The sequence below is a fragment of the Alkalicoccus halolimnae genome (assembly GCF_008014775.2).
Classification (GTDB): domain Bacteria; phylum Bacillota; class Bacilli; order Bacillales; family Salisediminibacteriaceae; genus Alkalicoccus; species Alkalicoccus halolimnae.
Window position 1 is genome coordinate 581,404 of record NZ_CP144914.1, and the last position, 13,596, is coordinate 594,999.

Annotated in this window: 15 protein-coding genes; 10 read left to right on the forward strand and 5 right to left on the reverse strand. The window is 43.4% G+C overall.

Annotated elements, in window-relative coordinates; translation table 11 throughout:
* Window positions 1-112 precede the first annotated feature (112 nt).
* Together FTX54_RS02580 and FTX54_RS02585 are read left to right on the forward strand one after the other, a co-directional pair.
* Entirely contained in the window at window positions 113-430 is a 318-nt protein-coding gene (locus FTX54_RS02580) for a hypothetical protein (protein ID WP_147803951.1), read from the forward strand.
* Window positions 431-921: 491 nt separating this feature from the next.
* Complete coding sequence (locus FTX54_RS02585) at window positions 922-1,239, forward strand: hypothetical protein (RefSeq protein ID WP_147803952.1); 318 nt, start codon at window positions 922-924, stop codon at window positions 1,237-1,239.
* A gap of 37 nt (window positions 1,240-1,276) precedes the next feature.
* Here the strand turns inward: FTX54_RS02585 and FTX54_RS02590 are convergent, their stop codons facing one another.
* Window positions 1,277-1,828, reverse strand: a complete 552-nt coding sequence (locus FTX54_RS02590; protein WP_147803953.1) for an alpha/beta fold hydrolase — start codon at window positions 1,826-1,828, stop codon at window positions 1,277-1,279.
* Between the two features lie 467 nt (window positions 1,829-2,295).
* Between FTX54_RS02590 and FTX54_RS02595 the strand changes: the two genes are divergently transcribed.
* The 4 genes from FTX54_RS02595 (at window position 2,296) to FTX54_RS02610 (ending at window position 5,699) form a co-directional block, all read left to right on the forward strand.
* Window positions 2,296-2,418: a hypothetical protein gene (locus FTX54_RS02595; RefSeq protein WP_281285237.1), complete on the forward strand. Its 123-nt coding sequence runs from the start codon at window positions 2,296-2,298 to the stop codon at window positions 2,416-2,418.
* Window positions 2,419-3,260: 842 nt separating this feature from the next.
* Window positions 3,261-4,508, forward strand: coding sequence for an MFS transporter (locus FTX54_RS02600; RefSeq protein WP_147803954.1), 1,248 nt, complete (start codon window positions 3,261-3,263; stop codon window positions 4,506-4,508).
* A 176-nt stretch (window positions 4,509-4,684) separates the two neighbouring features.
* Window positions 4,685-5,173 carry a hypothetical protein gene (locus FTX54_RS02605; protein ID WP_147803955.1) on the forward strand — a complete coding sequence of 163 codons (489 nt, stop codon included), beginning with the start codon at window positions 4,685-4,687 and terminating at the stop codon, window positions 5,171-5,173.
* 97 nt (window positions 5,174-5,270) lie between these two features.
* Entirely contained in the window at window positions 5,271-5,699 is a 429-nt protein-coding gene (locus tag FTX54_RS02610; RefSeq protein WP_147803956.1) for a hypothetical protein, read from the forward strand.
* Window positions 5,700-5,852: 153 nt separating this feature from the next.
* On the opposite strand, the gene FTX54_RS02615 is transcribed toward FTX54_RS02610, so the two are convergent.
* On the reverse strand, window positions 5,853-6,032 hold the full coding sequence (locus FTX54_RS02615; protein ID WP_147803957.1) for a hypothetical protein: 180 nt from the start codon (window positions 6,030-6,032) through the stop codon (window positions 5,853-5,855).
* Window positions 6,033-6,046: 14 nt separating this feature from the next.
* Window positions 6,047-6,523: a hypothetical protein gene (locus FTX54_RS02620; RefSeq protein ID WP_147803958.1), complete on the reverse strand. Its 477-nt coding sequence runs from the start codon at window positions 6,521-6,523 to the stop codon at window positions 6,047-6,049.
* A 551-nt stretch (window positions 6,524-7,074) separates the two neighbouring features.
* Between FTX54_RS02620 and FTX54_RS02625 the strand changes: the two genes are divergently transcribed.
* From FTX54_RS02625 to FTX54_RS02635, 3 genes are all read left to right on the forward strand, one after another.
* Window positions 7,075-7,212, forward strand: coding sequence for a hypothetical protein (locus FTX54_RS02625; RefSeq protein ID WP_187254563.1), 138 nt, complete (start codon window positions 7,075-7,077; stop codon window positions 7,210-7,212).
* Between the two features lie 397 nt (window positions 7,213-7,609).
* On the forward strand, window positions 7,610-8,299 hold the full coding sequence (locus FTX54_RS02630; protein WP_147803959.1) for a hypothetical protein: 690 nt from the start codon (window positions 7,610-7,612) through the stop codon (window positions 8,297-8,299).
* Window positions 8,300-8,753: 454 nt separating this feature from the next.
* Window positions 8,754-8,951 (forward strand): hypothetical protein, encoded by a 198-nt coding sequence (locus FTX54_RS02635; RefSeq protein WP_147803960.1) that lies wholly within the window; start codon window positions 8,754-8,756, stop codon window positions 8,949-8,951.
* A 72-nt stretch (window positions 8,952-9,023) separates the two neighbouring features.
* Here FTX54_RS02635 and FTX54_RS02640 read toward each other — a convergent pair whose 3' ends face one another.
* Entirely contained in the window at window positions 9,024-10,049 is a 1,026-nt protein-coding gene (locus tag FTX54_RS02640; protein ID WP_147803961.1) for an ABC transporter permease, read from the reverse strand.
* The gene (locus tag FTX54_RS02645) at window positions 10,046-10,768 is read right to left on the reverse strand and encodes an ABC transporter ATP-binding protein (RefSeq protein ID WP_147803962.1); all 723 of its coding nucleotides are present in this window, start codon (window positions 10,766-10,768) and stop codon (window positions 10,046-10,048) included. The genes FTX54_RS02640 and FTX54_RS02645 overlap by 4 nt, the downstream gene beginning before the upstream one ends.
* Window positions 10,769-11,906: 1,138 nt before the next feature.
* Between FTX54_RS02645 and FTX54_RS02650 the strand changes: the two genes are divergently transcribed.
* On the forward strand, window positions 11,907-13,583 hold the full coding sequence (locus FTX54_RS02650) for an SLC13 family permease (RefSeq protein ID WP_147803964.1): 1,677 nt from the start codon (window positions 11,907-11,909) through the stop codon (window positions 13,581-13,583).
* Window positions 13,584-13,596 lie beyond the last annotated feature (13 nt).

Below are 13,596 nucleotides of genomic sequence, written 5' to 3' on the forward strand. Positions count from 1 at the left end.
CAGTATATTATGCCGTTAGGATTATGAAATAGGAAAGCAGGGAACAATTTAGGTGAAGTGCTGCAGTGAAGAAAAGCAGGTGAGACTATAATGAAAAGAAAGGGATCTGGTCATGACGGTTGATTTTTCTTACTTTATTATGAATCTCGTGATTATCTCTATTGTGTTAATTACTTTCGCCGTACTGTTCCGTAATAAAAAGAAAAAGGATAAAGGGTGGGTGTTTAATTACTTTAAGCTGAGCTACAGAAGAAAACTGATCCGGACATGGGTAAGCCTGCCTTTTTCGGTAGCCGCCATCCTCCTGCTCTATTTTATTAATGACTGGGCCATGCAGATTTATATCCTGCTTGGAGTCCTTCTTATGGGAAATTTTATTATCCAGCTTATTTATAACTACGTGAGGTGGAATAGAGAAGAACGGGAATAACCCTGGAAATGAAAGACTGATTATATTTTCATTCAAGCCGGGTTTTTTAATTACAATATTTAAGTTGACGATCTCCCTGTAAATCATAGAATCGTTGCGCTTCAGGGTTTCCATCGATTTAAAAATTTCCTGTGAAGCTCTGGCAGCGTTCATCATTAATAATGGCAGCAAATGTGATGTTGTTAAACTGCTCGAAAAAATATAGGTAAAGAAATAATGGAGGACGGAAACTCTCTTTTTTTATTGCTCTAACAGAATGTTGATTATTAGTTCCGCCTGTATTTACATACTCCAAGAACCCTCGCCTCGCTATTTTTAGGCAGGTGAGGGTTTTTGATGGTTAAATTTTTTGGAGAAAATGGATTCAATTAATTAACTAACTAACGTTTCAAAAACCTTGTGCTACACTTTTATTATCTTAAACATTATTTGCAGGATGGATTTTTAAACTGAACCAATTTATAAATGAAATGAAAGGAGATACTTTTATTATGGATTCCGTTTTGGGAATTGCAGATATTTTGCTGCCTGTTGCAATAGTGGGAGTGATTGCGGTGTTTGTAGTCGTTCGAATGATACAGAAAACGAATAAGGGTACCCTCGGTAAGAAAAAAACAAAAGAAGCTCAAAATGTACTGGATAGTTTAATACCACTTGGAATGATTTTCGGTGCAGCAGCTGCTGTATTTCTCGGCATATTTTTCCCGGCATCCCTGCTGTCTAACATTGGATTGGGGGCTGGAATAGGTTTGTTATGTGGATATTTCGCTTATGAAATTCACAGCAGAAAAGGGGGAAGTCATTCATAAAGCAGAGGCTACTAAATAAAAATCATTCCTGCTCCATCTATAGTTTTTTAATTTCTTCGACGAGTTCAGGAAGCCCGTTTAGAAAAAGGTGTTCATCGCTGTTGATCAGGCGGGGTTCTGCCGACGGAAGTTTTTGTTTGTACAGGTTAAGGTGGGAAGACGGCACGATTTCATCACCGCGGCTGTAGTAAAGGAAAATACGATTGATCGGAGGAAGTTTTGAAGCGAAATTTCCGGATAAAGTGAAATCTTCCGATACCCAGCCGGTTTCCTTCCCCCAATATGGTGATGAAACGATAAACAACCCGGTAATAGAGGGAACAACCGTTTTCTCGGAAAGGTACTTTAAAAGAACCGATCCTCCCAGCGAATGTCCGATGAGAATCACCTCACTGTCCAGTCCTGAAAAATCTTTTTCAAGCTTCTCCTTCCAACGGGAATACGCAGGATCTTCAGGCTCAGGCATGTCAGGAGATAAAAAGTGGTATTCCTCCCCAAGTGCATCTTTCAAGTATGCTGCAAGACCGGTGCTTCCCTCATGAAGACCCTGATTTCCTGCGCTATGAATAAACAGCACCTGTTTCGTCATTTAATATATTCCTCCTTTCATCATTTCTGTAAAATTCAGCTGATACATATAATTTCCTCTTCAGCAGTTCAATGAAACTTTGAGTAACATAAGAATGTAGCTAAAAAACGTCTTCCTGGTTTATAAGTTTCACCTAGTAAGTCAAAAAAAATCAGTTTTTAGTACGCTTTGTTAAAGTCTGTTGTTCTCACGCAAAAAAGGGGACTTGGCTCTCCGACTTACGATTACAAAAGGTAATTTCAATTAAAAAGCAGGTGGCCAGGATTAAACGATAGAAATTTTAAGGGTCAAATTAGCTTTTTTGTCGGATATAACTTATTTTCACCAAACGCGTGCGTAAGAGCGCGGAACTTTAACAGAGACATTTATGCAAAAGTCTTGCATCATGAGGCATGAAAATGGACTTCTATAGAAAGGGAACTTTCCCTCTATCCAGACGGAAGGATGTTCAAAAGAGGATCACCTTTATGAGACGGCAGCTCCTGCTCTGTCTTTATTACCGTAAGCTGGAGTGGACATGGGGCGACTCCGGGGCGATCAAGGACGAGCCGAAGATCCATCCCGCACGACCGCAGGGAGGACGGGATTAGCTGAGGCTGTCCCGCCCGGAAAGCGTCCCCATGGAAACGAAAGCGCCCATTTATCACTTATCAACTTTATTTTCAAGACAGCCTTTTAGAAAGTAAAAGACAGATACATTAGAAACGATGAACTCCTTGGGCTGTAAGCATTCCATTGTTTCAGAGCTTTCCTGTTGGTCGAACCGGCTTCTCCACACATTCTTCTAAAACTTTTTAATGAAGCTCATAACTAACATGAACTTTTACGCGACTTATAACAGACTTTCTCTTTTTAGAAAGAGGAATTGAAATTTATGTTTGAAATTATAGAAGCAATGAACCGCAGGACTTCCATTGTTTCAGATATTATATTTTTGGGGTGATGCTTTTCCTATTTTTTCCGGTGCCATTGGAGAATGGCATACGTTTATATAGTAAAGATATTTTCTGCAGAAAAACGTCTTCTTCTTTTTTGTGAAAAGCATGGTTAACAGTCGCCCCAAGATTTTTCGGTTTTTCAATCATTATAAAAAGATATAATTACTTTATACGGAATTTATAATCACAATAAAAAATCTCTCACAGGGGAATACGTCATTAACAACCGATTATTGGTCATCAGGAAACATGTTAAAAAGCGTAGAGTGCATGCATGCCAGTCGTTCCATGATTTTTTCATTTTTTCATAAAAAAGTTATAGAAAAAGTATCGTGAAGCTTTAAAAATAATTTTACAAGTTACAATGTCGAACGTTAATCAAGCATGCAAAAAAGGAATTCGTTTCCAAATGAAATTGTCTCTATGATATGCTTAGAGTATCTAAGAATTAAACGGAATACATATGATAGTCCTTCGGAAAAGGGGCATGCGGAATGAGCAGTGAAATCAATTCCTGGAAAAATCCCGCCAAACTTTTGACTTCAATTGGTATCGCCGGTATCGGAGATTTTATTTATTTAGTCGTTATTAATATCCTCGTTTTTCAAATGACCGGATCTGCCGCAGCTGTCGCGGGTTTATGGATAATCGGCCCGGCAGTGAACATTCTCACCAAATTCTGGACGGGAAGTTTTATTGATTACCGAAGCAAAAGAAAAGTCATGATCGGCACGTACTGGATGCGGGCACTGGGAATTGCTCTGCTTCCTCTGGCTCCGAATATTTTAATGATTTATGCGATACTTGTTTTTTTGAGCGGAGCAAAAGCCTTTTTCGGGCCCTCATCCATGACGTATACGACGATGCTGATCCCAAAGGAAAAACGGAAGCGCTTTAACGCGATTCGTTCCTTCACCTTTTCCGGAGCTTTTATTATCGGTCCTGCTGCAGGAGGAGCACTTTTACTTATCACCTCAATGGAGGTTACGCTTTGGCTGAACGCAGCTCTGTTTATTACAGCAGCCTTTTTGTTAAAACTGCTTCCGGAGAAGGAAAAGATTGTGAAAGAAAATATTCCTGATTTAACGGTCTCTCAGGTGAAAAAAGACTTCACTGCTGTAATTGCCTTTATGAAGCATCACCGCTATGTGGTTGGTGTTTATTTCGGATTTATTGTAATTATGGTTTTTACATTTGCGATGGATGCTCAGGAAGTCGTGTTTACACAGGACACAATCGGCCTTACGGAAACCGAGTACAGTTACCTGATTAGTATCACCGGCATCGGTTCAGCAGCGGGCGGACTGCTTCTGTCGGTGTTTTCCGCGAAGTTTCCGCTGCGGTATATGATCGTTATCGGCCTGTTCATGACGGCGGCCGGCTATGTAATTTACGCCTTTTCGTGGTCTTTTTATTCGATTATGACCGGCTTTCTGCTGCTCGGGTTTTTCCTCGTTTTTTTAAACGCAGGAATGACGACGTTTTATCAAAACAATATTCCTGTTTCTGTAATGGGGAGAGTTACAAGCATTATTCAGCTTATGCAGAGTGTTCTCCAGATTGTCATCATTCTCCTTATCGGCATTATCGCCGATCTGGTAAACTTACGAATCACAATCGCTGCTTTATCGCTGATTATGCTTGCAGCAAGTATTGTTTATCCTTTTATTATATTCAGGAAAGGAAAGGCAGCTCGCTACGAAGAAGAGACTTACAGTGGAGATACAAAAGCAGTGCTTTAACACGCTGTGCCTCTGCTATTTGTAATTTCAATAAGGAAACCAGTCTGCGTTAAGTTTTTCAGAAACAAAACACCATTCTAAATCAGAGCCGGATTTACTGGAGAAAGTAAAAATCATTAGCGGATTTACAATTGCCGCTCTTTTAATAAGTTCAGCTCTGAAGGGAGGAAGACTGAATGAAAAAAATACTGATGCTTGCTGTTGTGAGTATAGTCGTTATTTCTGCAGGATTTTTTGCTTTCATAAAAACGAATCCTCCACTGGCTGCCGGGTCACTTAGTGCAAGCGGGGACTACCATACTGTTGTTGCAGTCGTAGGAAACGACGGCTGGAGTGACGTGAAGATCACGAGTGTCTCCGTTAATAATAACGAACAGCCGCAGAAGCAGAAAATGCAGGTAAGCAACCCTCACCTCGGTTTTGTCATCACCGATACGTTTGACGAAGAGACGGAGGAGTATGGTATTCAAAATGTGGAAGAGGTTACAATCCTGCCGGGAACGGAACCATCTGCCCAGCTGGAAAAACTGAATAACGGCACGAGCACAGAAGATGATGAAAGTTATGGACTAACGGTAGTTCATAATGAGCCGGTACACACTGTTGAACTGACTTATCGTTATTTAGGGTTTTCATTTGAAAAAACGATAGAAACAAACATTTGATTCAGGCAGTTCAGCGCTGATAAGTGGGTTGTACAGGAAGAGATGAGGATACGGAAAAATGAAATCAAAGAACATTCACAGAAAGGAGCGCAGTTTGATGAAATATATACTGCTTCTTCTGCCGGTTCTTCTGCTTGCTGCGTGTCAGGACGAACCGCCGGAGCTGATGATGGAAACAGAACAGAGCCGGGCGGCAGGAATTCTGGAATCCTACTCCTGGTCGTGGTGGGGCGGAGGCACCGAGCAGTCCGGAAGCCTGCCGACCGAAACGATTCACCTTATGGATGTAGAAGTCGTTACCGCTTCTCCTGGAGAGGAAGCGGAACTCTCCTTTGCCGATAACTCATCCTCTGAGATACAGGCAGATAGATGGGAGGAGAATACTCCGGCAGAGCGTCTTGATACCGAAAACGGCAGTCTCCTGATGCCTGATGAATCGGGGACTCATCCTGTTGACGTGTATGCCGACCGGCAGGACACCAATAACAGCGCCCACTATACATTTTTAGTCGAAGTGGAGGAGTGAAAGCTTAATTTCGCTGAGGTTATGGAAGAGGGGCAGTGAGGAATAAGGCTGGGGTATGTTAAAAACCGAAAAAACAGATTCAGCGAGGGAAATAAGCTGAATCTGTTCTGCCTGCCTTCAGCCGTAATCAACTATTAAATCCGGCTCTTTCTATTATTTATATTCCTTATTATTCAGGCGGGGAATGAAAAAATACCACGCGATGAATCCTCCTCCAGCCGTGCCGATTACGTTTGACCACTTTATTTCTTCAAATACAAAGAAGCCAAAGAGAAAACTGATGACTCCAAAAAGTGATGCTGCTAAAAGTCCGCTTTTAAGTCTCTGGCCCATGGTCTGCCTCCTGTTTAATCATCTAAAGTCACTTCTGTTTCGATCTTTGTTTCGTCTCCAGATCCAATAACTTCTTCGGGGTTATTTACGTCACCATCTATAATGCTTAATCTCAGCAGGGGCTGTCCTGCAAGAACATAAGTTACCCCGGCTTCTATATCATAACTGAAAGATGCTCCTGTTTCACGCTCTCCCGCATTGACACGGATTGATTTCATATCGTCATTAGAAGGTCCTTCAGGATCAGTAATCAACCTTTCACCATCCTCATAAAGCGAGATGAAGCCTAATTCATCGCGTGTTTCTGTCCCGGCGAAAACATCGTACTCTGACCGGTTGTCAATAACAAGCCGTGCCTCCAGCTGTTCATCGACTGTAAACTCCATTCCGTAATAAACTCCGTTTTGTTCTGCCATATGCTCTTCTTCGTAATCAGTGAAGCATCCTGTTAACAACAAAAAGGCTCCTATAAAAAAGAGTGCGATTTTCACAGCAGGCTTCCTCCTTAAAAAGATTCTATTTTTTGAAAGGCTTTGTTAAAGCTTTAACAAAGCCTATTGAAAAATAGTCGTTTATCTGATTGCAGGAATAGAAGTTTTGTTTTCTAATAATCGTATTGATCAGGACTTCTGCAGTAGATTCAATTTCAGCTAAGGGAAGTCCCGCAATTTTAATGTTTTTATTTAAGGAATATCCTACCATTTTTGCATTTACTTAACCAACGAAAGCAATCTCCAGTATATAGAGAGGGGGATTTTTCAGAAACGGAGAACTTCAATTTTCAAAATGGAAGACTTCCGTATCAGCGCTGAAGTTAATACGATGTTTTAAAAAAGCGGTGAATGAGCAGAACCGGCGAGTAAAAGAACAGAAATAAGAAAATAGGTACCGCTCCTCGAAGAATAGGCCGGGAGATCTCAAAAGGTTAAGTAAAAAAAGGTATTGGCATGAATACTTTGTCTTTACAATACAATAAGCTCGGCATATACTGAAATCAATCAGTAATGCCGTTTTGATTTTACTGAAAAGAGGAGGAGGCAGCGTGAAAGACAAGCATGAAAAAGAGGGAGATTATACAGGCGTAAAAGAAGCTTTTAATGGACTCTTTTTTGGTGTGGGTATGATGATAGCTGCATTTCTTCTGGCGCATTTTTTGTTTGGTATGCCACTGTTTCAATAGTATCCTGTTTGAAAATGTTAATCAGCGATAATATACAGAGTCTTTTTCCATACAGAAAGCAGATGATTCTAAAAAGAATTATCTGCTTTTTTGTAATTTATAAGGTGAATGAATTTCATAATATACACCAGCACGGCTGAAAACGAATATTTGATAAGCTTTACGTTTCAGAGAGGCGCTTCTATGAGGGCGTGTTTTCCGCTGAATTTCGCGAAAAAATATTCGCAAAAGTAGATCTTCAGACGGCGCTCCATCTTCCGGGCAGCTTCCACATGAAAAAGGGTAAAAGATCTGTTTGACCTGAAAAAATTGGCGTACCTGGAAACAGAAGAGAGATTAATTTCCATAAAAGAGGGAAGAGAAGCGGTAAAAAGACACATGTGAGGGGGGCATAGTAATGAATAAATCAGGATTTTCAATAGCGACAGCTGCAGCGCTTGTTTTAATAGGGGGATGCGGTGGAAACAATGAAGCTGCTGAAGAAGCGGATTCCGGAGAGGACGTATTGGAGCGCGCCCTTACGCTCATGGAAGAAAGAGACAATTATTTTGAGCAGTCGAGAATCGAAAGTACGGATATGCGGGAAGGAGAGGAAGAGATGGAAATACGTGAGGTCTCCCGCTGGGTCTTCCCAAGGGACGACGGACACATTCTGGAACGGATCGAACGAACAGAAAACGATGGGGCAAAAGCCTATGATGTCAGTGTGGAAGAAGGCGAGCGGATGGTTTCCTTTACAGAGGGAGATGACACAGCCGTCGTAACAAACCGGGACTACGGTGGAGGCATATCCCAGCAGGACATGCTGGAAAACATGTATGAAGGCGGAGAGTTCGAGCTGGAAGGTACGGAAGAGGTAAATGGCAGAGAAGCCTATCACATCACCTCGACTGAAGAAACCGATGGCATGACCGACTACTGGTTTGATAAGGAAACGTACTATTTATTGAAAAAAGACGGATCAGATGGCTCCCTTCCCCATGTGACAGAGGAAGTAGTGGAATTTGATCTCGATCCGGACTTCGATGAAGAAATGTTCGAGCTGGAGGAAGTGGTTCCGGAGGAGATGGACATAGTCAGAAATTAATCAACACAGTTCCCGAGTAAGTTGTTTTATAAAGAGAGAGCACTACGACGGCTTTTTTGCTTTTGCATAAATGAATCAATTTCATAATTTACTTTTCAAGTTATTTTAACGAACAATTTATCAATTTATAATGAGAATATTCGTATATGAAATCAGTTGATTGAAACGGCAGATGGCGGCTCCGGCGGGATAAAGCGAAGTCTGGAAATCCATTCTTCCAGTGCTGTACACTGGAAGAATTAGTTGAAGACAAGCCCCGCGGAAAGTGTCCGTCTGAAGTGAAAATCATTCACAATGTTCGGGAAGTCCTTTCATATAACGACTTATGAAATTGGTTCAAATGGATGAAAAATAAGTTCTATTTAATGTAAAAACGATATAATTTATAAAAAGCGGGTAAAATAAAGGTATAAATTCCGGCAGAGCAGTTTGAAGGGCGGTGGAGGTGACGAAGGTGAATCGTCCGACCCGGCTGACGATGATTTTGACGTTGAGTATGCTTTTAGTGCTCGTTGGTGGATATCAGATGGTAACAGAAGTGCTGTCCGAATCCCGGTTTCTTGCTGCCTATACGATGACCGTGGCAGGAAGCATTGGGGTTATTACAACCATTCATGCGATGACTCTGCCGGAGCGGAAACACCCGGGTTGAGGCTGTGCCAATTTCTATTGGACAGCCTCTTTTTATCGGGACAGCAAAGGAAAGCCGCTTCTATCTGCCGGTCTAGAGCCGGCGGTGTTTTTTCAAGGCAAGGATGTTCAAAGTTATGAACAGCAGGGAAAAACCTGCGAGGACAGCGATCTGCATCCAGTGGTCAGCCGGCCCTTCTCCCCGGATCATCACGCCTCTTAACGCTTCGGCTCCATACGTGAGCGGCATGATTTTACCGATGGCGCGGAGTACGGGATCCATCGTTTCCAGATTGAAAATGCCGGAAAAAAACACTTGAGGGACGATGACGAGCGGGATAAATTGAATCATTTGAAATTCGTTGCCTGCATACGTGGACAAAAGGGTTCCGAGACTTAAAGCAGCAAGCGCAAGGAGAAGTGTAATGAGGAGAACATGCCGGAAAGAGCCGGCCATAAACATGTCGAGCACGTAAATCGAATAGGAAACGATAATAATCGATTGCAGCACCGCGAAAATGCCGAATCCCCCAAGATAGCCGGCGATAATTTCCCAGCGTCTTAAAGGACTGACAAGGCTTCGTTCCAACGTCCCCTGGATTCGTTCCCGCAAAAAAGAAATTCCTCCAACAAGAAAAACGAAGAAAAAAACGAAAAATCCCACGAGAACAGGACCGACGTTATCGAACACATTCAGATCCTCAGATCCGTGGAGGTAAAGAATCTCGGGAGACGCTTCTTCCTGAATCGGATTCATTTCATGAAGTGTCTCCTGGAGAAGCTGAATAACAGCCCGGTTGGCGGTGGAGTCACTTCCTTCAAGAACGAGGGAAAGTTGAGAATTCTCCCACCCCAGGGCACCGTCCGTTTCCCCTGCTTCAAGAGCTCTTATAGCTTCCCGGCTGTCCATCGATGTAATACTGGCTTCTTTATTTTCAAGCTCATCGAGAAATTCCTTTGGAGCCTCCACCACGGCAATTTCCGGTTCGTAATCTTCAGTATCTAAAACTAGCCACATGAGTGTAATGACGAGAATCGGCGCAAAAAGCATTAGAGCAAGACTCCGCTTGTCGCGGCGGAACTGCCTGAGAATACGGAAAATAACCGCAGCTGCTTTCATGACGGCATCCCTCCGTAATGAAGAAAAACTTCTTCCAGCGTCAGGGCTTCTATCGAATGTTTAAGGTGCTCCACTGTCCCCTGAACGATCACTCTGCCTTCGCGGAGAAGAGCAAGCTGATCGCACTTTTCGGCCTCGTCCATGACGTGGGTCGTCACGATGATAGTTTTTCCTTCCTGCGTCAGCCGGTGGAATTCTGTCCATATGGACTCGCGGAGAATAGGATCAATCCCGACGGTCGGTTCATCAAGGACGAGAATTTCCGGGTCGTGAACGAGAGCGGCAGCGAGGGAGAGCCGGCGTTTCATTCCTCCGGAGAACTTGTTTACCTGCTTATTGGCAGAGCTGGTGAGGTCGACGGTTTCCAGGCATGTTTTGATACGCGTTTTTGCAGCGGAACGTGTCATCCCGGAAATTGAAGCGAAATATTCCATATTTTCCTGAGCGGTTAGTTCAGGATAGAGAGCATCAGACTGAGCCATAAAGCCTATTCGCTGCAATTCACTCAGAGAAGGCATTCTCGTCCCCTGAACTATCGACTGGCCGAGGGTAGGTTTTAGAATCCCCAGAAGCACTTTAATGAGCGTAGTTTTTCCTGATCCGGAAGGACCGAGGAGACCGAAAATAACTCCTGGATCAATGGTGATAGAGACGTCTATTAATACGTGGAGTCTGCCGAAAGTATGCGAGATATGAGTTAACTTTACTGCTTCATCCATATCCAGTCCTTCTTTCTGAAAATATTCCTTTTAATTTCATTATATTCCAATCAGCTGAAGTTAGGAGGGGCAAAGTACTTATATATGAACGTGGAGCCTGAATATTTCGCTTTTTGCAGAGGAAGACAAACATCCCGCTGTACTTACCCGGATTTTGGGTGCTGAATTCTTTTTTTCTTGTCTACCTTGAAATTAAAGTAGATAAGCGGTAAACGGGCGCTTTCGTTTCCATGAGGACGCTTTCCGGGCGGGACGGCCTCAGCTAATCTCTTCCTTTCTGCGGTCAGAGTGGGTGGATCTTCGGCTCGTCCTCCATCGCCCCGTGTCCTCTCCAGAGCCCCGTAAAAATAAGGAGTAGAATTTGTCTTGATCCCTATTGAACATCATTTATTCCAACTGTATAGAGGAAAGTCCATTCCTATAGAAGGCTGTTTTCATCCTTCATGGTGCATGGTTTTTGCATGAGTGGCTCTGTTAAAGCTCCGGGCGCTTACTCGAACTTGGTGGTATGAAGCTATATATTCCAATAAATCTAAAATGAACTCATTATCTCAAACTGCTCATGCCTTTTACTGCGGCTTTTAAAGGGAAGAAGCAGCCTGTAAATGATAAAGGGCAGGAACGATTCGCTTTATATGTGTAAAAACCAAGCTCCGAGTTGAAGCGAAGTTTTCTACTTTTATCAACAGCAGACTTTAAAACAGCTTTTCTTAAAGGAAATCGTTTTCAACTTGAGCAAAAAAGGGTAGATTTAATAGTGACAGCCAGCCGGAGAAAACAAGCAGAAACCTTTCTAAAACATGGCATTGGAGAGGAAGACTGCCGTTCACCTGACTGGGAACTGGAAGATAATTCGTTCGAATCATTCAGGGAGGTTTCATTCTATCTGATAATGAAAGCAATTTTTGCTGGATCTGAAAAGGCTTTCTTGCTATAAGATTGAATAAATGAAATAATCTGTTTTAGTTCCTTACATAAAGGCTCTGTCAGAAATCTCTTTTGGTGCATGCAGGAGAAAGTTCTCTTCAGGCCTGCCGGTTCTTCTTTTTTGGGGAACATTCTATCAGCTGTACCGTCTTTTATGGCGTCCTGAACCAGTGTCTAAAAAAATTTTACAACGAAGAAATGGAGGGTGCATATGTCGACAATTAAAACGCTTTGGGAACATGCCTGGAGAAGTCATGACCGTATTAAAGAAATGGTCGCATTTATGACTTTTCAATCCGATGGAAGCGGCGGAGGAAGGCCGCCCAGTGATGACAGTAAGCAAATGAAGAAAGCTTCCGGAAAAATGACCGGCCCCTACAAAAGACAGCCGTCTTCTGATGGCCGTGATTTCAACACGAAGCAGAAAGTAGGCTTAATCCTCGGTCCATTGCTATTTTTTATTATTCTATTCTTTTTCCAGCCGGCGGAACTCAGTGCAGAAGCGAGAGGGATCCTGGCAGCGACGGTATGGATTGCTACGTGGTGGATTACCGAAGCGATACCGATTCCGGCGACATCGCTTCTGCCTATTATTATCTTTCCGCTCGTAACAAATCTGGAAGTCGGAGAGGTTACCCCCAATTATGGAGATGGTATTGTTTTCCTCTTTTTAGGAGGGTTTATCATAGCTCTCGCTCTGGAAAGGTGGAATCTTCACCGGCGGATTGCATTGTTCATTATTAACGGGGTCGGCACGAGTACGAAGCGGCTTATGCTCGGCTTTATGCTTGCCACAGGGTTTTTATCGATGTGGATTTCCAATACCGCGACGGCAATGATGATGGTGCCGATCGGGACAGCTATTATTTTTCAGTTCAGCGAACTATTGAAAGACAGCGACATAGAAAACGTAAAAGAGGAAGAAGCAAAGTTTTCGAAAGGTCTGATGATCGCCATCGCCTTCTCCGCTTCAATCGGCGGCTTGGGAACAATTATCGGTACACCGCCGAACACGATTCTTGCCGGGCAGCTGAGTGAGATTTTTGATTTTGATCTGTCGTTTGCCCAGTGGATGATGTTCGGGGTGCCGCTTGCCGCGGTCCTGATTACGATTGCCTGGATTTACCTCGTCACGTATGCTTTCCCGATGAAATTAAAAGAAATTCCGGGAAGCAGAAGGGTGATCCAGGATGAAAGAACAGAACTTGGGAAAATGAGTCCGGACGAAAAGATTGTCATGACGGTTTTCACACTTACCGCTGTGGCCTGGATTCTCCGATCGTTTGTACTCCAGCCCTATGTGCATGAAAACATTGACGACACGATGATCGCTATAACCGGGGCTCTTGTCCTCTTCCTTATTCCTTCTGTTCGGTACCAGGGAGTAAAACTGATGAACTGGGATACCGCGAGAAACGTCCCGTGGGGCATTCTGATTTTATTCGGGGGCGGTCTTGCGATTGCCGGAGCATTTGGAGACACCGGTCTCGACGCATGGATCGGGGAACAGCTGACGGTAATGGTCGGCGTCCAGTTCCTGATCATTGTTCTGGCCGTGACAGCTCTTGTGCTGTTCCTGACAGAGATTACATCCAATACTGCTTCGGCAACGATGCTGATGCCGATTATGGCAGCTCTTGCATCTGCGATTGACGTCCATCCGTTTGCGACGATGATTCCTGCAGCAGTAGCTGCTTCCTGTGCCTTTATGCTGCCGGTTGCGACGCCGCCGAACGCTGTTGTGTTCGGATCCGGTTACCTGCGTATGGGAGATATGATTAAGGCAGGTTTCTGGATGAACCTGATCGCTATTGTCGTCATCGTGACATTTGTGATGCTCCTGCTCCCTGTCGTATTCGGTATTGACTTAACGTCATTCCCGGGGTAAACAGAACGTGTAT